15 protein-coding genes are annotated in these 15,748 nt (G+C 71.7%); 8 read left to right on the forward strand and 7 right to left on the reverse strand.

The window, feature by feature from the left end:
- Positions 1 to 25: 25 nt before the first annotated feature.
- On the forward strand, positions 26 to 1,639 hold the full coding sequence (locus tag CK500_RS13815; protein ID WP_095637807.1) for a heme-binding protein: 1,614 nt from the start codon (positions 26 to 28) through the stop codon (positions 1,637 to 1,639).
- Between the two features lie 48 nt (positions 1,640 to 1,687).
- On the opposite strand, the gene CK500_RS13820 is transcribed toward CK500_RS13815, so the two are convergent.
- Entirely contained in the window at positions 1,688 to 2,194 is a 507-nt protein-coding gene (locus CK500_RS13820; RefSeq protein ID WP_095637808.1) for an OsmC family protein, read from the reverse strand.
- Between the two features lie 100 nt (positions 2,195 to 2,294).
- Here CK500_RS13820 and CK500_RS13825 point away from each other — a divergent pair, with 100 nt between their 5' ends.
- From CK500_RS13825 to tgtA, 5 genes are all read left to right on the forward strand, one after another.
- A complete protein-coding gene (locus tag CK500_RS13825) occupies positions 2,295 to 2,759 on the forward strand; it encodes a universal stress protein (RefSeq protein WP_095637809.1) in 465 nt (154 codons plus the stop codon).
- 162 nt (positions 2,760 to 2,921) lie between these two features.
- Positions 2,922 to 4,178: a DHH family phosphoesterase gene (locus CK500_RS13830; protein WP_095637810.1), complete on the forward strand. Its 1,257-nt coding sequence runs from the start codon at positions 2,922 to 2,924 to the stop codon at positions 4,176 to 4,178.
- Between the two features lie 69 nt (positions 4,179 to 4,247).
- Complete coding sequence (locus CK500_RS13835) at positions 4,248 to 5,237, forward strand: carbohydrate kinase family protein (protein WP_095637811.1); 990 nt, start codon at positions 4,248 to 4,250, stop codon at positions 5,235 to 5,237.
- 78 nt (positions 5,238 to 5,315) lie between these two features.
- Positions 5,316 to 6,116 (forward strand): Nif3-like dinuclear metal center hexameric protein, encoded by an 801-nt coding sequence (locus CK500_RS13840; RefSeq protein WP_095637812.1) that lies wholly within the window; start codon positions 5,316 to 5,318, stop codon positions 6,114 to 6,116.
- 68 nt (positions 6,117 to 6,184) lie between these two features.
- Positions 6,185 to 7,696, forward strand: coding sequence for a tRNA guanosine(15) transglycosylase TgtA (tgtA, locus tag CK500_RS13845; RefSeq protein ID WP_095637813.1), 1,512 nt, complete (start codon positions 6,185 to 6,187; stop codon positions 7,694 to 7,696).
- Between the two features lie 31 nt (positions 7,697 to 7,727).
- On the opposite strand, the gene CK500_RS13850 is transcribed toward tgtA, so the two are convergent.
- Together CK500_RS13850 and CK500_RS13855 are read right to left on the reverse strand one after the other, a co-directional pair.
- Positions 7,728 to 8,174 (reverse strand): pyridoxamine 5'-phosphate oxidase family protein, encoded by a 447-nt coding sequence (locus CK500_RS13850; RefSeq protein ID WP_095637814.1) that lies wholly within the window; start codon positions 8,172 to 8,174, stop codon positions 7,728 to 7,730.
- Positions 8,175 to 8,649: 475 nt separating this feature from the next.
- Positions 8,650 to 9,822, reverse strand: a complete 1,173-nt coding sequence (locus CK500_RS13855) for a sensor histidine kinase (RefSeq protein WP_095637815.1) — start codon at positions 9,820 to 9,822, stop codon at positions 8,650 to 8,652.
- Positions 9,823 to 9,976: 154 nt separating this feature from the next.
- Here CK500_RS13855 and arcS point away from each other — a divergent pair, with 154 nt between their 5' ends.
- Together arcS and CK500_RS17460 are read left to right on the forward strand one after the other, a co-directional pair.
- Positions 9,977 to 11,779 carry an archaeosine synthase subunit alpha gene (gene arcS, locus CK500_RS13860; protein WP_095637816.1) on the forward strand — a complete coding sequence of 601 codons (1,803 nt, stop codon included), beginning with the start codon at positions 9,977 to 9,979 and terminating at the stop codon, positions 11,777 to 11,779.
- 452 nt (positions 11,780 to 12,231) lie between these two features.
- The gene (locus CK500_RS17460) at positions 12,232 to 12,396 is read left to right on the forward strand and encodes a DUF7838 family putative zinc beta-ribbon protein (RefSeq protein WP_170938246.1); all 165 of its coding nucleotides are present in this window, start codon (positions 12,232 to 12,234) and stop codon (positions 12,394 to 12,396) included.
- A 94-nt stretch (positions 12,397 to 12,490) separates the two neighbouring features.
- On the opposite strand, the gene CK500_RS13865 is transcribed toward CK500_RS17460, so the two are convergent.
- From CK500_RS13865 to CK500_RS13880, 4 genes are all read right to left on the reverse strand, one after another.
- Complete coding sequence (locus tag CK500_RS13865) at positions 12,491 to 13,387, reverse strand: fumarylacetoacetate hydrolase family protein (protein WP_095637817.1); 897 nt, start codon at positions 13,385 to 13,387, stop codon at positions 12,491 to 12,493.
- Entirely contained in the window at positions 13,387 to 13,734 is a 348-nt protein-coding gene (locus CK500_RS13870; protein WP_095637818.1) for a cupin domain-containing protein, read from the reverse strand. The genes CK500_RS13865 and CK500_RS13870 overlap by 1 nt, the downstream gene beginning before the upstream one ends.
- Positions 13,735 to 13,808: 74 nt before the next feature.
- The gene (locus CK500_RS13875; protein WP_095637819.1) at positions 13,809 to 14,732 is read right to left on the reverse strand and encodes an AEC family transporter; all 924 of its coding nucleotides are present in this window, start codon (positions 14,730 to 14,732) and stop codon (positions 13,809 to 13,811) included.
- A gap of 68 nt (positions 14,733 to 14,800) precedes the next feature.
- Complete coding sequence (locus CK500_RS13880; protein WP_095637820.1) at positions 14,801 to 15,595, reverse strand: SDR family oxidoreductase; 795 nt, start codon at positions 15,593 to 15,595, stop codon at positions 14,801 to 14,803.
- Positions 15,596 to 15,748: the final 153 nt, after the last annotated feature.

Consider the following 15,748-nt stretch of genomic DNA (forward strand, 5'->3'; position numbering starts at 1 on the left):
AAGTCCCGGCGACCCAAGCCGCCGTATGGTCGAGGCACCACAGACCGAGGAGGGGTGGTTCGCGCTGCACGACTTCCGGTCCATCGACTGGGACGCGTGGCGCGAGGCCCCGGAGCGAGAGCGTGAACGGGCGATCGAGGAGGGGAAGCGCTTCCTGCGGCACCGGGAGCAGGTCGCCGACGCCGAGGCGGGCGACTCCGGGCTGTTCTCCGTGCTCGGGCACAAGGCGGACCTGCTGTTCGTCCACTTCCGCCCCGCGCTCGACGACCTGTCGTCGATCGAGCGCCGATTCGAGGACACCGCGCTCGCGCGGTTCACGGAGCGGACGACCTCCTACGTCTCCGTCACCGAGGTCTCCGGCTACGTCTCCGACGAGTACTTCGAGGACCCCGAATCGGTCGACGCGGGCCTCAAGCGCTACATCGAGGGGAAGCTGACGCCGGAGATTCCGGACGACGAGTACGTCTGCTTCTACCCGATGAGCAAGCGCCGCGGCGAGGAGTACAACTGGTACGACCTCTCGTTCGAGGACCGCGCCGACCTCATGGCCGGCCACGGCGAGGTCGGGAAGGAGTACGCCGGCAAGATCAAGCAGGTGATCGCCTCCTCCGTCGGCTTCGAGGACCACGAGTGGGGCGTCACCCTGTTCGGCTCGGACCCGACGGACATCAAGGACATCGTCTACGAGATGCGGTTCGACCCCGCCTCCTCGCGGTACGGCGAGTTCGGCGAGTTCTACATCGGTCGGCGGTTCCCGCCCGCGGATCTCGGCCCGTACCTCGCAGGCGAGACGGTGCCGACGGGCGGCGCGGACGAGGCCCACCACGGCAAAGGCCACGGTCACGCCCACGGCGAGGGCGGTCACGATCACGCCCACGGCGACGACGGCCACGGTCGCGGCGAGGGCCACGACCGCGCCGGCTCCGGCGGCGGCCCCGCGCACGGGGACCACCCCCACGGCGAGGGGGAGTCGAGCGGCGAGGGCGATCACCCGCACGCGGGCGAGGGGGAGGGCCACGGCGGAGATGACGGTGAGGACGGCGACGCAGACGCCGCCGCCGACATCCGCGGCGAGCTCGCCGACCTCGACATCTACGCCGGCAAGCCCAGCGGCGAGGACGTGTACGCGACCGTGCTCTACAGCGAGGCCGACGTGGAGGAGCTGTTCGACGAGGTCGAGGGGCTCCGCGGTAACTTCGACCACTACGGGACCCACGTGAAGACGGCGGTGTACGAGGGGCGCGCCACCGACCGCGCCGCGGTCGTCTCCATCTGGGACACCGCCTCCGCCGCCGAGACCGCGGCCGGCTTCCTCTCGGAGCTGCCGGACATCGTCGCCCGCGCCGGCGAGGAGTCCGGATTCGGCACGATGGGGATGTTCTACACCGTCAAGCCGGAGCATCAGGAGGACTTCACCGACACGTTCGACGACGTGGGCGAGATCCTCGGGGAGATGGACGGCCACGTCGAGACGGACCTGATGGTGAACGTCGAAGACGAGAACGACATGTTCATCGCGAGCCAGTGGCACGCGAAGGAGGACGCGATGGCCTTCTTCGGCTCCGAGGAGTTCCGCGAGACGGTCCAGTGGGGCCGCGAGGTGCTCGCCGACCGACCGCGGCACGTCTTCCTGGCCTGAGACCCCTCCGATCGCGGGGCCGCTAACCGCCGATCGGCGGTCGGCGGCTCACTCGAAGTTCCATTCCGTCTCCACCGACGGCGGCGACGCCAGCGTCTGATACACGACGCAGTACTTCTCGGTGTACTTTCGTAGCGCGTCTCTGGTCCCCTCGTCGAGGTCGCCGTCGACGGCGACCTCGAGTCTGATGTCTTGGAACCCGACCGGCACGTCGTCGTCGACGCCCATCGTCCCCCGGAGGTCGAGGTCGCCGCTCGCCTCCACGGAGATGTCGGCGTCGCTCCCGAAGCTGTCCGCGACGGCCTGCGCGGTCAGCTGCGCGCAGGCCGCCAGCGCGCCCAGGAGTAGGTCGCCGGAGCAGGCGCCGCCGCCCGGCCCGCCCGCCCCCTCGTGGAGCTCCGCCTCGTAGATCGCCCGGCCGATGTCCACGCTACACGACCGGGCGTCGCCCTCCGTCTCGCCGGTCGCGCTCAGCGTGATCTGTGCCGCCTCCGGGTTCGTCTCGTACTCCGCTTTCAACGGCTCCTGCTCCTCCTGTATGTCACTCTCTCCCATGCTTCTTCCCCTCTCCGGGGCCACCGGAATAACCGTTTCCGTCGCACCCGTCCCCGCGTGACCGCCGGGTTTTAGGTGGGGTCTGGGCCAATGGGCGTCCATGTTCGACACGATCGTGGTCGCGACCGACGGCTCCGACAGCGTCCGCCGGGCCGTCGACGTCGCGGTCGACGTCGCCGCGCGGTTCGACGCCGAGGTCCACGCCGTCTACGTCGTCGACAGCGGCGAGGTCGAGTCCACGCCCGACGAGGTCCGCGACGACCTCCGCGACGCGCTCGACGACCGCGGCGAGGACGCGCTCGACGAGGTGACCGACGCCGCGGCCGAGCGCGATCCGACCCTCGACATCACGGCCGAGGTCCGGGAGGGTCGCCCGGCCCCCGAGATCGCCGGGTACGCTCGGGAGGTCGACGCCGACGTGGTCGCGATGGGGACCCGCGGGCGACACGGCGAGAACCGGTTCCTCATCGGCTCGGTGGCGGAGCGGGTCGTCCGGACCTGCCCGATCCCCGTGCTCACCGTCCGCCAGCTCACCGACGAGGACCCGCGGCGGACGACGATCTGAGCGGGGATCTGAACGGGGCCGTCGCGCGGCGGCGGGCCAAGGCGGGCGGCAACGCGTTGGCCCACCTGAGACCGTTCGACCGCCTGAGACCGTTCGACCGCCCGAGACCGTTCGACCGCCCGAGAACGGCGGAGTTTTCCCGCTCCCGCCCGGCGCGACGGTATGGACGACGAACTCATCGACGAGGCGGACATCCCCCGCTCGCGGTACACGCGGCTGCCCGGCAAGGGCTTCTTCTACCCGGACTCGCTGGACGAGGAGCGCGCGGAGCGACGCGCGAAGGAGGCGATCGAGGGCAGCGAGGCGGTCGTCATCGCCGACGCCGACGCCGACGGGCTCGCCTGCGCGGCGATGATCCGGGAGGCGTACGACGCCGCCCTCGACGCCGCTGACTTCGAGGCGGCCATCGCGGCGCGACTCGATGACGGGGAAGAGGACGGCGAGGAAGCCGGCGACGCCCACGGCGAGACCGAAGCCGACGATTCCGACGACCCCGACCCGACCGAGGACGCCCACGCGCAGTCGCCCGTCGGGCTGGTCGCCGCCGGGCCGTACTCCATCGACACGTCGCTCGAACGCGTGCTCGCGTACGCCGACGATGACGTGGATCTCTTCGTCTGTGACCTCTGTCCCGACGACTACGAGTGGATCGCGGAGCCGCTGGAGGCGCTCGCGGAGTCGACCGCCTCGATCCGGTGGTTCGACCACCACCAGTGGGACGAGTCGACCGCCGCGGCGGTCCGCGACCTCGGCGTCGACCTCGTGGTCGGCGAGTCCGACGAGGAGTGCACCGCCGACGTGGCGCTCCGGTCGCTCGACCACGAGTTCGACGACCGGTGGACCGAGCTGGCGGCCGTGACCCGCGACCACGACCTCTGGATCAAGGAGGACCCGCGCTCCGACGACCTGGCCGACTACTCCTACTGGGCCGGAAGCGAGGAGTACGCGGCGATCGTGGGCGCGCACGGCGCCGACCTCCCCGAGACGGTCCGGGAGTTCGTCGCCGAGCGGCGCGTCGAGAAGGAGGCCCGGATCGACGCCGCCGTCGACCGCGCGGTCACCCACGAGGTCGGCGAGTGGACCGTCGCGGTGACGTACGGGCGGTGCTCGCAGAACGAGGTCGCGGAGGCGCTCCGGGGCGAGGGCGCCGACGCCGCGGTGATCGTCAAGCCCGCCGGCTCGGCGTCGATCCGCGGCTCCGAGGACTTCCGGCACGCCCACGAGGTCGCCGGGAAGGTGAACGGGGGCGGCCACCCGCAGGCGGCCGGCTGCAAGCCCGACATCTACGACGACATGCTCGACTACGCGCAGCACTGGACGACCGAGGGGCAGGCCTGCAAGCGGGTCATCCTCGCGGCGTTCGAGGCGGTCGCGGAGGCGGAGGCGGAGGGCGACGAGGGCGACGAGGACGACGAGTAACCGCAGATCGGAGTCCGCGACCCGACGAACGGCGAACCTTCATACCGGTCGGCGACGATCCTCCCACCCATGACCGACATCCTCGTCGCCGGTGAGACGCTCGTCGACATGCTTCCCGGGGCGGGCGAGACGCTGCGCGACGTGGACGGGTTCACGCACCGACCGGGCGGCGCCCCGGCCACCGTCGCGGTCGGACTCTCGCGGCTCGGTGTACCCCCGCGATTCTGGACTCGGCTCGGCGACGACCCCTTCGGTGACTTCCTGCGGGAGACGCTCGACGAGGCGGGCGTCCCGGGCGGGTTCTCTCGACGCGTCGAGGGGAACACCACCCTCGCGGTGGTCTCCCCGCCGGACGCAGACGGTCGGCGCTTCCGCTTTTACGGCTCGCGGGACGCCACCTTCGGGTTCGAGCCCGACGCGGTCCCGACCGACGCGCTGGTGTCCGTCTCGTGGGTCCACCTCGGCGGCGTCGCCCTGACGCACCCCGCGGGCCGGAGAGCCATGCGGACGCTGGCGGCCGCGGCCGCCGAGCGCGGGTGCACCGTCTCATTCGACGTGAACTACCGCCCCGATCTGGTTCCGGAAGGGGAGCGCGACGCGGTGATGGAGGCGATCCGCGACGTACTCGCGGACGCCGACGTGGCGTTCGCCAGCGACGAGGACGCGGCGGCGGCCGGTCTCTCCCCGCACGAGGGCGACGCGCTGGCTCGGGACCTGGTGGAGTTCGGACCGCACACGGCGGTCGTCACGCTCGGCGCCGCGGGCGCGGTCGCGGCGAGCTCGGAGGCGGCGCCGTGGGGTGAGGCGGCCGCGCGCCATGGGGGGTTCCCGGTCGAGGCGGTCGACGCCACCGGCGCGGGCGATGCGTTCACCGCCGGGCTCATAACCCGGCTCGCCGCGAGTGCTGGCGACGCCGGCGACGCGGATGACCCGCCAGACCTCGACGACGCGCTCGCGTTCGCCAACGCGACCGCCGCGCTCTCGGTGCAGGGCTACGGAGGAATGACGGCGCTCCCCGACCGCGAGGCCGTCGAAGCCTTCCTCGCGGAACGAGAGTAACCACCGTGGGGCGCCGCCGGCGGCGAACCGACCGCCGAGAGCCGCGCGCTTTATCTCCCGGCCGCCGCACGCGTCGGTATGGAGCGCTCCGAGTACGTGCGACGACTCGACGACCGGCTGGATACGGCCGCGTACGCCGACGTCGACGCCAGCGCGAACGGACTGCAGGTGGGGTCGGACGAGGGGGAGATCGAGCGCGTCGCCTTCGCGGTCGACGCCGCGGACGCGACGATCGAGGCCGCGGCCGACGCGGGCGCCGACGCCCTCGTCGTCCACCACGGGATCTCGTGGGGCGGGATCGAGCGGGTCACGGGCCGGACCTACGACCGGGTCGAGGCGCTCGCCGAGCGCGACATCGCCCTGTACGTCTCGCACCTCCCGCTCGACGGCCACCCCGACCTCGGCAACGCCGCCGGCGTCGCGGAAGAAATCGGCCTCGGCGACCGGGCGCCGTTCGGCGAGATCGGGCCGGTCACGATCGGGACGATCGGCGAGACGGAGTCGCCGCGGTCGGCGGCGTCGATCCGCGAGACGCTCGACGGGTTCGAGGGCCAGCCGGGCGGCGAGGGCGACGGCGAGGACGAAAGCGGAGCGTCCCCGACGCGAGTCGTCGACTTCGGGCCCGACGAGATCGAGCGCGTCGCGGTCGTCACCGGCTCCGGGACCGACTGGCTCGACGAGGCGGTCGAGGCGGGCGCCGACGCGCTGGTCACCGGCGAGGGGAAGGGACGCGTGTACCACGACGCGCGCGAGGCCGGGATCACGGTGTTCCTCGCGGGCCATTACGCGACCGAGACGTTCGGCGTCCGGTCGCTGCAGGCGCTGACCGAGGAGTGGGGGCTGGAGACGACGTACGTGAGTCACCCGACCGGACTGTAGCGCGGCGGTCGGCCCGTCGGCTCGCCCCCGAACGCAACCCTTACCGCCCGCGTCCCCGCACTCCGGGTATGCGCGATCACTTCGAGATCCGGGACCACGACGCCGCCGGGCGGATCGGGCGGCTGGAGGTCCCCCGCGCCGGGGTGACCGTCGAGACGCCGGCGCTCCTGCCGGTCGTCAATCCCAACGTCCTCACGATCGAGCCGCGGCGGCTCGCCGAGGAGTTCGGCGCGGAGATGCTGATCACCAACTCCTACATTATCCGGAGCACCGACCGGATCCGCGACCGCGTGCTCGAGGAGGGGCTCCACGACTTCCTCGGGTTCGACGGCGCGATCATGACCGACTCCGGCTCCTTCCAGCTGGCCGAGTACGGCGACATCGACGTGACCACCGAGGAGATCATCGAGTTCCAGCGGCAGATCGGGACCGACGTGGCCACGCCGGTCGACGTGCCGACGCCACCCGACGTCGACCGCGAGCGCGCGGAGCGCGAGCTGGAGACGACGCGGCAGGCCCTCGCCGACGCCGAGGCCGCGGAGACGGGCGACATGCTCGTCAACGCCCCCGTGCAGGGGTCGACGTTCCCGGACCTCCGCGAGGAGGCGGGGCGCCACGCGAGCGCGACCGACCTGGACGTGTTCCCGGTCGGCGCGATGGTCCCCCTGCTCAACTCCTACCGCTACGCCGAGGTCGTCGAGGCGGTGCGGGCGGCCAAGCGCGGGCTCGACCCGGACGCCCCGGTCCACCTGTTCGGCGCCGGCCACCCGATGATGCTCGCGCTGGCGGTCGCCGCCGGTTGCGACCTGTTCGACTCGGCCGCCTACGCGCTGATGGCGCGCGACGGCCGGTACCTGACGGTCTCGGGGACGGAACACCTCGAAGAGATGGAGTACTTCCCCTGCTCGTGTCCCGTCTGCGCCGAGCACACGCCCGCGGAGCTGCGGGAGCTGGACGGGGGCGGCGGAAGCGCCGACACCGACGACGACCGGACCGCGGAGCAGCTCCTCGCCGAGCACAACCTCCACGTCACCTTCGAGGAGCTGCGGCGCGTGAAGGCCGCGATCCGCTCCGGGAACCTCCTCCAGCTCGTCGACCGCCGCGCCCGGGGCCACCCCGCGATGCTCGACGGGCTCCGGACCCTCCTCGACCACGCCGACGAGTTAGAGGAGACCGACCCCGTCTCGAAGGACGCGTTCTTCTACACCTCCCACGAGTCCGCCCGCCGTCCCGAGGTCCGGCGGCACCACGACCGGCTCTCGCGGCTCGCGGTCCCCGACCGGATCCTCCTCACCGAGTCGGACGCGCCCTCCGACCACGACTACGACGCGGTGTGGCGCGTGAAACCCCCGTTCGGCCCCTTCCCGCGGGCACTCTCCGAGACCTACCCGCTCACCGCGGAGGTCCCCGAGCGCGTCGACGGCGCGGCGCAGGTGGCGGCCGCCGAGGGCGTCGCGAGTCTCGCCGACGCCAACCCCGACGCGGAGATCGTCCTCGGCCACGACGACTGGGCGCCGCGCGCGGTCGACGCGGTGCCGGACCGCGTCGAGACGGAGAACCTGCGGCACCTCGGTCGCTGAGGGTCCCGGCATCCGCCCGCGCGCTCGCCGGTCAGGGGTCGGCCGGCCCCATCCGCTCCGAGTAGTCCCACGAGTGGAGTCGCTCGGGCTCGATCCGCACCCGGACCTCCTCGCGGTCCGGCCGGAGGAGCCGGTCCCCCGTCGGGTTGTCGACGCCGCCGAGATAGCGCTCCAACAGCGCGCGGAGCAGCTCCTGGTCCGCGTCCGGCGTCACCGTCGCGCGCCCCCGTCCCCGGACTCCCTTATAAGGGGGATCGTTCGTCGACACCTCGAAGGAGACGTGATCGTCGTGCGCGAGGAAGTCGGCGAGGTCGGCGCTCGCGCTCGTCGCGCAGTTGACCGCGCCGTCCCACGAGAACCACAGCGAGACGATCCACGGGGCGTCGCTCGGCGTGCGACAGCCGACGCGGACCGGAATCTGCGCTCCGTCGAGGAACTCGTCGACGCGCTCCCGGTCCCAGGGGCCGGTGATGTCCATACGAGTCGTAGGGGCGTCTCCGCCTAAACAGTAGGTGCCGACGGAGCCGGGCCACGGTCGCGGACTCGGGTCTCTTAAACTACTACAGACGCGGCACCGATCGATAGCGGGAGTGAGTGTTGCAGATTAGTGGATGCGAGAGGATATTTAAAAGAACCGTGAGCGACGGCGACGATCGCTTATAAATGACGACGCGGTGGCGCGTGCCTGCGAGCGGCCGACAGGCCGCGAGCAGCACCGCGCGAGGGAGTCGCTGGCGCCTTATAAGGCGCCAGCGACGAGGCTGGGGAGGCGTGAGGCTGGGGAGACGTGAGGCTGGGGCTTTGGAGGCCTTCACCACAGACACGTCGATCACGTATAAACAGCCGCTAGCGACACCACAATCCGACTTATAAACAACCGATCAGCCAATTTGCCATACGTACTCCCGGTATCGATCAAAAGCGGATCTGTTTCGGTGCCAGCTACGAGGCGGTCAAGCCGCCGGGATCCCGATCGTCACCGCCGTCCCGGTGTCGTCGCCTGCGCCCTCCCCGTCCGCCCGCGTCGTCTCGATCGAGAGCCACCCGTCGAACGCGTCCGCGGTCGCCCGGACGATCCAGAGCCCGAGCCCGCTCGCGTGCTCCAGTTGGGTCTCCGGGTCCCGACCCGTGATCACGCGGCTCTCGTCCTCGTGGATCCCGGGCCCGTCGTCGGCGACGGTGATCGCCACGTCGCCGTCGACCTCGCGGGCCGACAGGTCGACCACGCTCGCGCCGTGTTCCGGCGCGTTGGTCGCGAGCTCCTCGACCGCGGTCGCGAGCCGGTCGTCGGCCAGCGCCGCGCAGGGCTCGACGTCGACGTCGACGGTCTCGGCGCCGGCCTCGCGGGCGGCCGCGGCGGCGTCCTCGATCAGCGGCTCGACCGGGACCGACTCGCGCTCGTCCGGGCGGCGCTCGAAGGCCGCCTGCAGTCGCTTGGCGTCCTCCGCGAGCCCGCCGATCACCGCGGCGCTCTCCGCCACCGCCTCGGCCGAATTGCGGAGCTCGGGGTCGTCGACGCCCTCGGCGATGAGCGAGGCGTGGCCGCCGAGCACCGTCGTCTCGTTGCGGAGGTTGTGGCGGATCATCCGGTTCAGCACGGAGACGCGGCGCTGCTCCTTGGCGAGCTGCTGTGCGCGCACCCGTCGGGCGTCGTAGACGCCGATGATGACGTGCGCGACCGCGCCGATCGCGAGCACCTTCGCGACCGTGAAGGTGGGCGCGATCATCGGCGATCCGAGCTGCGCCTGATACCGGATAATACCGAGCATAATGGCGCCGAGAACGACGATCCCGAACAGGCTCCAGACGGCGATACGGACCGCGTTCCGCGTCGTGAACGTGCTGCGGTACAGGAGTCCGCCGACGATCACCAGCGCGACCGACAGGACGGTCCCCAGCACCGACAGGGCGATCCCGATCGGCGGTTCGCCGCCCGAGACGAGCGGGGTCACGTTCGGGATCAGGAGGACGAATCCCGACAGCGAGACGAACAGGGCGGCGGCCGCGCGAGCGACGCCGCCGTCCGGCTCCTCGGAGACGTGGTCCGGATCGATCACGCCGAGCGCCGCCAGCAGTTCCCGTACTCGTCCCCCTCCGGCGTCCCGCGTGTCGTACCGTCCTGCCATCCCGTCCGGGAATGACGGTCCGAAATAAAACGCTTCGCACGCGAGTATCGGCGGTGAGTCTCGGACCGGTCGAACGAGGAGCACTCCCTCTCCACGACTCCTCCGCGCGACCGCGGAACACAAGAGAATTGACCGTCCCCCCGCGAGAGGGAGTATGACCGAGTACTTCGAGGTCCACGAGCGCGACGGCGCCGCCCGGCTCGGTGAGCTCCGGCTCGCCGACCCCGTGACGACGCCGGCGCTCGCGGACCCGTTCCTGGCGGATGCCGGCAGCCTCTGGGCCGGCGACCGAGCGGTCCCCGACGGCGACGCGGCCGAGCTCACCGTCCTGCCCCACCGGGCGTTCCCCGCGGGCACCCGCGAGGAGGTCCGCGAGTCGTTCGCGGTCGATCACCCGGATGTCGACTACCCCGCCGCCGCGGTCGTCGACAGCGAGAGCGCCCGCGACGTGGGCGCCGACGCGTACGTCCTCGCGGACGCCTCCGGGTTCGTCGGCCACGGCGAGGCGTTCCGCGACGCGGTCGTGGCGGCGAAGGAGGCTCTGCCGGCCGACACCGCCCTCACGCTCTCCGGGGTCGCCACGCCCCGGAACGTCGCCACCCTCGCGTACGCCGGCGTCGACCTCGTCGACGCCACGCTCGCGCGGACGAAGGGGACGCAGGGAATGTATCTCACCGCCGACGCCGAGCACTTCCTCGAAGACCTCGACGAGCTGCCGTGCGCCTGTCCCGCCTGCGCGGGGCCCCGCGAGGAGTTCGACCGGGCCGACTGCGCCGAGCACAACGTCAACGCGCTCCGCGCCGAGCTCCGGCGGGTCCGCGAGCGGATCCGGGCGGGTCGCCTGCGCGATTACATCGAGGGGCAGAGCCGCCACGAGCAGTGGCTCACGGCCGCGTTCCGCGAGTTCGACGACCAGTGGGGGTACCTGGAGGAGCGGACGCCGCTCATGCGCGACGCCGAGGTGACCGCGGCGACCGCGGAGACGCTCGACCGCGTCGAGATCCGGCGGTTCGCCGACCGCGTCACGAGCCGGTACCGGAACCGCTTCGCCGACCAGCCGCTCGTGCTCGTGCCCTGCTCGGCGACGAAGCCGTACAGCGACTCCCAGAGCCACCGCCAGTTCCACGACGCGATCCAGTGGCGGGGCCACACCGTCTCGATGACCTCGCCGATCGGCGTGGTGCCCCAGGAGCTGGAGACGACCTATCCCGCGCAACACTACGACGCCGTCGTCACCGGCGACTGGAGCGAAGACGAGATCGAGTTCGTCGCCGAGGTGCTCCGCCGATATCTGGAGCGCAACGACTACTCCCGCGTCGTCGCGCACGTCCCAGACCACGGCTACCGCGAGATCTGCGAGCGCGTCGAGCGCGACCCCGCGATCGACGTCTCCTTCGAGTACACCTGCGTCGGCCATCCGACGAGCGACGAGTCGCTGGGCGAGCTGAACGCCGCTCTCCAGGGCGAGCCCGCCTACAGCAAGCGGGAGCGCGAGCACAACACGGTCCGGGCGCTCGCCGACTACCTGCTCGGCGACGGCGCCGGCGACGACCTGTTCGGCGGGCCGGGCGAGGCCGACATCCGGACCACCGGCCGGTACCCCAAGCTCCAGGTGTGGGGCGACGACCCCGACGCCGGGCGCGAGGGCGAGCCGGGCGAACAGCTCGCGACGATGGTGCCGCAGTACGGCACCCTCTCGTTTACCATCGAGGGCGCGCGCCGGTGGGTCGCGAGCGACGCCCCGACCAAGCGCGTCGAGATCGACCGGTTCGTCCCGCACGGCTCCGTCTTGGCGCCCGGCGTCGTCGACGCGGACGACGACATCCGCGTGGGCGACGAGGTCGTCATCGAGGGGCCGAAGGCGTTCGCGGTCGGCCGCGCCGAGATGTCCGGCCCCGAGATGGTCGACTCGACGCGCGGCGTCGCCAGCGAGGTCCGGCACGTCGACGAGAAGTAGGGACGCGAACGGCGCACACTACTTATAAACAGAGTCGCGGTGGCGCGTGCCTCTGAGCGCCCATCGGGCGCGAAGAGCACGCGCGAGGGAGTCGCTGGCTCCCGGAGCGAAGCGGAGGGTGCCAGCGACGAGGCTGGGGTGGTGTGAGGTGCGGTTGCGGTGCGGAGCGGGTGGGACTCAAAGGGGCAACCGGGAGGTCGGCAGAGGCGACGTAAGCACCGCAACGAGTGAGCGGAGCGAACGAGTGAGGAGCGCAGCGAGCGTCTGCCGACCTCCCGGTTGGGGCTTTGGAGGTCTCGTCCGAGCTGTCAGTGACACCGATCACGTACGGCCGAGCGGCTGGTGCATTGGCGGTGTTCATCGCCGATCCCTCAGTAACGACTGATAAGTGATCGACCGCGTACAACCGCCGGATCAGTAGCTTCAAAACCGCGCCGGACGGATCCGCGCACATGGCGCTCGAAAAGGACGTGGACTGTCCCTCGTGCGGAGAGGCCCAGTCGTTCTACCGGACCGCGGCGATGACGCTCCACCTCGGCGAGAAGACGAAGTGGCGCTGCCCCGAGTGCGGGTACGGCTACGTCGAGATCAACGGGATCGACACGCTGCCGGCCTGACTCGGTGCCGGCCTGACTCGGTACCGGCCTGACGCACTGACGCCGACCGCCAACCGACCGCCCGTCCCCGTTTGCTCCGCTTTCTCCCCGCCGCTCAGTCGTCGCCCACCACGTCGGCCTCCAGCGCGCCCACGCCCTCGACCTCCGCGCGGACCGTGTCGCCGGGCTCGATCACGCCCGCGCCGGGGGTCCCCGTCGAGATGAGGTCGCCGCGCTCTAACGTCATCACGCGCGAGTGGACGCCGACGAGCTCCTCGGGCGGGAACAGCATCCGGTCGACGGTGTTCTCCGAGACCGTCTCGCCGTTGATCACGGTCCGGACCGTGGTGCCCGCGAGCCGGTCGACGCTCACCGGCGCCGACACCCACGGCCCGACGACGAGGAACGTGTCGTAGCTCTTCGCCCGGGTGAGAAAGCGCGGGTTGCGCTGGAGCACGTCCTCGGCGGTCATGTCGATGACCGGGACGACCCCGGCGACCACGTCGCCGAACTCGTCCTCGCCGACGTCGGTGCAGGTCCGACCGATCACGACCCCCAGTTCAGCCTCCGCCGTGACGCGGGCCGTCTCCTCGGTCGGCGGGAGCCGGATCGGGCCGCCGGGCGCGGTCAGCGCCGTCGCCGGCTTCATGAAGCTCGCGGGCTCCGCGGGCCGGGTCTCCTCGAGGTCCGCCGCGTGGTCGGCGTAGTTGAGCCCGATCCCCCAGAGCTTCCCCGGGTCGAACGGGACGCCGAACGAGAGCCGATCCGCCGGCGTCCGCGAGGCCGGGAGGTCGTCGAGCGACGGGAGTGCCCCCGCTCCGGAAGCGTCGCCGCCGCCCCCGCCCCCGCCGCCCCCGCCGACCGCGGCAGCGAGCGCGTCGTCGACCCCGTCGAGCCCGGCCGACGCGAGCGGGACGAACCCGTCCTCGTCGCCGAGCAGCGGTCGGCCCTCGGCGGTCCGCGCGAGGCGGACCGTCCCTGCGTCCCCCGACTGCGGTGCCTCGTCAGCCATCACTCCTCGCGGTCCGTCCAGAAGTCGAAGCCGCGGCCGGGCGCGAACACGTCGAGGCCGACCGCGCGCTCGTCGGTCCGGTTCTCGACGCGGTGCGACTCCCACGCGTCGAGGTGCACCGAGTCGTACCGCTCTAACACGGCGGTGTCGTCCTCGGTGTGGACGACGAGCTCGCCCTCCAGACAGAGGCAGACCTGCTCGTTCTCGTGGTCGTGCATCGGCGAGGAGTGGCCCGCCGGCTTCTCGAACCACTCGAAGGTGAACCGGTCGCTGCCCGCCAGCGCGGCGCGCCCCCACCCGTCTTCCGGCTCGTAGGTCTCCGCGTCGTCGAACGGAACGTGTTCCATGGGCGTCCGTGGACGCCCCGTGTCAAATCGGTTCGGGTCGCGGGGGGATTGGGTTCCCGCCGATCCGAAGCCGCCTACGCGACGGCGCCGAGCAGCTCGATCAACAGGGTCAGCGACGCGACCGACGCGACCGTCGTGACGAACACGTTCAGCGAGGCGAACCCGGCGTCGCCGCCGAGCTCGGTCGCGAACACGTACGTCGACACCGCGGTCGGCGTCCCGAGCATGACGACGCCCGCGGTGAACGTCGCGGCGTTGACGCCGAGCAGCGCGAGGACGCCCCACGCGATGGCGGGCATACACCCCACCTTGAGCGCGACCACCGAGGCGGTCGCTCGGCGGTCGATCGTCGAGGAGTCGATCTGCAGGGTGGCGCCGACGCAGAGCAGCGCGAGCGGGAGCGCCAGCGACCCGACCAGATCGAGGCCGGTCGCGGCCGCGGCCGGCACGCCGAGCTCGAACCCGCCGATCGCCATGCCGGCGACGAGCGCGATGAGCACGGGGTTGCCCGCGAGCGACGTGAGGTGCCGCCCGAGCGCGCCCTCGGCGCTCGTCCCGTTCATCGACACCAGCAGGATCACCGTCAGCGGCACCTGCACCAGCGCGCCGATCCCGAGGATGACGCTCGCGATCGCGGTCACCTCGGCGTCGAACGTCGCCGCGACGAGCGGGACGCCGAGGTAGCCCAGGTTCGAGTGGTACGACTGGACGACGGCGACGCTGCGGCGCCCGCTCGGCGACCGGTGCCGGTGGACGAGCGACGCGACGAGCGCGGTCCCGAGGAGCGTGGCGAGCACGCCCACGAACAGCTCCCACGAGACCACGTCGCCGATCGACTGGTCGTAGGTCGCGACGAACACCAGCGCCGGGAGCGCGACGTAGTACGCCGTCTGGTTCAAACGCTCCGTGCGGTCCGCGTCGAGGACGCCGACCCGCCGGAGTCCCGTCCCCGCGAGCAGCAGCGCGAGCAGCCCCGTGAGCCGGACGAGAACCTCCATCTACGCGGACCGAGACGATCCCATCGGTTGACGGTTGCGAAAGCGGATTGACGGGGACGGCGGCCCGGCTAGAGGTTCGAACTGCCGCCGCCGCCGTCGATGACGATCGCCTGCCCGTTCACGTACCCGGAGCGCGGCGAGGAGAGGAACGCGACGGTGTTGCCCAGCTCGATCGGGTCGCCGATGCGGTCGAGGGGGTTGTCGACCCAGTCGGCGAGCCCCTCCTCGTAGGAGTCGTACTCGCCGCGCTCGATCGCCTGGTTGACCAGGTCCCGGATCCGGCTCGTCTCGTGGGGGCCGGGGAGCACCGCGTTCGCGCGCACGTCCGGGCCGAGCTCCTTCGAGAGCGTCTTCTCTAACCCGACGACGCTCATCCGCACCGAGTTCGAGAGCACCAGCCCGTCGATCGCCTCCTTCACCGACCGTGAGGTGATGGTGACGATCGTGCCGCCGTCGCCGTCGGCGAGGGGCTCCGCGCACTTCCGCGCCAGCCGGACGACGCTCATCACGAGCAGCTCGTAGGCCGCCTCCCAGTCCTCGTCGTCGGTCTCGAGGAACGCGCCAGACGGCGGCCCGCCGGCCGACGTGACGAGGTGGTCGAGCCGGCCGAACTCGTCGAGCGTCGTCTCGACGAGGGTGTCGAGGTCGTCCGGATCGGTGATGTCGCCCTCGACCGCGACGACGCGGGCGTCGCCGGCGGCCTCCGCTTCCAGCTCTTCCTTCGCCTCCGCGAGGCTGTCGCCGTCGCGGCCGTTGATGACCACGTTCGCGCCCTCGCGGACGAGCGCCTGCGCGGACGCGAAGCCGAGGCCGCTGCTCGATGCCGTCGTCAGCGCGACGTTCCCCTCGATGTCGAGATCCATACGCGCCGAGACGAGACGCCGCGGCTTAACCGTTGGCGACGCGGCGGACGTCGCCGGCGGCGGTTTCGTCGGTGGACCGAGGCGTCCGTCCCCGCCGGGAGGCTCATAACCCGTCCGCCCGAGTCGGGGGACATGGACCCGACACGACGACCG

This window comes from Halorubrum salipaludis, assembly GCF_002286985.1.
Taxonomy (GTDB): domain Archaea; phylum Halobacteriota; class Halobacteria; order Halobacteriales; family Haloferacaceae; genus Halorubrum; species Halorubrum salipaludis.

Excerpts from the sequence above, each read along its gene's own strand:
- CK500_RS13855 (WP_095637815.1), bottom strand. The coding sequence starts at position 9,822 with ATGGCAGGACGGTACGACACGCGGGACGCCGGAGGGGGACGAGTACGG.
- CK500_RS13850 (WP_095637814.1), bottom strand. The coding sequence starts at position 8,174 with ATGGACATCACCGGCCCCTGGGACCGGGAGCGCGTCGACGAGTTCCTC.
- CK500_RS13865 (WP_095637817.1), bottom strand. The coding sequence starts at position 13,387 with ATGGCTGACGAGGCACCGCAGTCGGGGGACGCAGGGACGGTCCGCCTC.
- CK500_RS13815 (WP_095637807.1), top strand. The coding sequence starts at position 26 with ATGGTCGAGGCACCACAGACCGAGGAGGGGTGGTTCGCGCTGCACGAC.
- CK500_RS17460 (WP_170938246.1), top strand. The coding sequence starts at position 12,232 with ATGGCGCTCGAAAAGGACGTGGACTGTCCCTCGTGCGGAGAGGCCCAG.
- CK500_RS13870 (WP_095637818.1), bottom strand. The coding sequence starts at position 13,734 with ATGGAACACGTTCCGTTCGACGACGCGGAGACCTACGAGCCGGAAGAC.
- tgtA (WP_095637813.1), top strand. The coding sequence starts at position 6,185 with ATGCGCGATCACTTCGAGATCCGGGACCACGACGCCGCCGGGCGGATC.
- CK500_RS13880 (WP_095637820.1), bottom strand. The coding sequence starts at position 15,595 with ATGGATCTCGACATCGAGGGGAACGTCGCGCTGACGACGGCATCGAGC.
- CK500_RS13840 (WP_095637812.1), top strand. The coding sequence starts at position 5,316 with ATGGAGCGCTCCGAGTACGTGCGACGACTCGACGACCGGCTGGATACG.
- CK500_RS13830 (WP_095637810.1), top strand. The coding sequence starts at position 2,922 with ATGGACGACGAACTCATCGACGAGGCGGACATCCCCCGCTCGCGGTAC.
- CK500_RS13820 (WP_095637808.1), bottom strand. The coding sequence starts at position 2,194 with ATGGGAGAGAGTGACATACAGGAGGAGCAGGAGCCGTTGAAAGCGGAG.
- CK500_RS13875 (WP_095637819.1), bottom strand. The coding sequence starts at position 14,732 with ATGGAGGTTCTCGTCCGGCTCACGGGGCTGCTCGCGCTGCTGCTCGCG.
- CK500_RS13825 (WP_095637809.1), top strand. The coding sequence starts at position 2,295 with ATGTTCGACACGATCGTGGTCGCGACCGACGGCTCCGACAGCGTCCGC.
- CK500_RS13835 (WP_095637811.1), top strand. The coding sequence starts at position 4,248 with ATGACCGACATCCTCGTCGCCGGTGAGACGCTCGTCGACATGCTTCCC.
- arcS (WP_095637816.1), top strand. The coding sequence starts at position 9,977 with ATGACCGAGTACTTCGAGGTCCACGAGCGCGACGGCGCCGCCCGGCTC.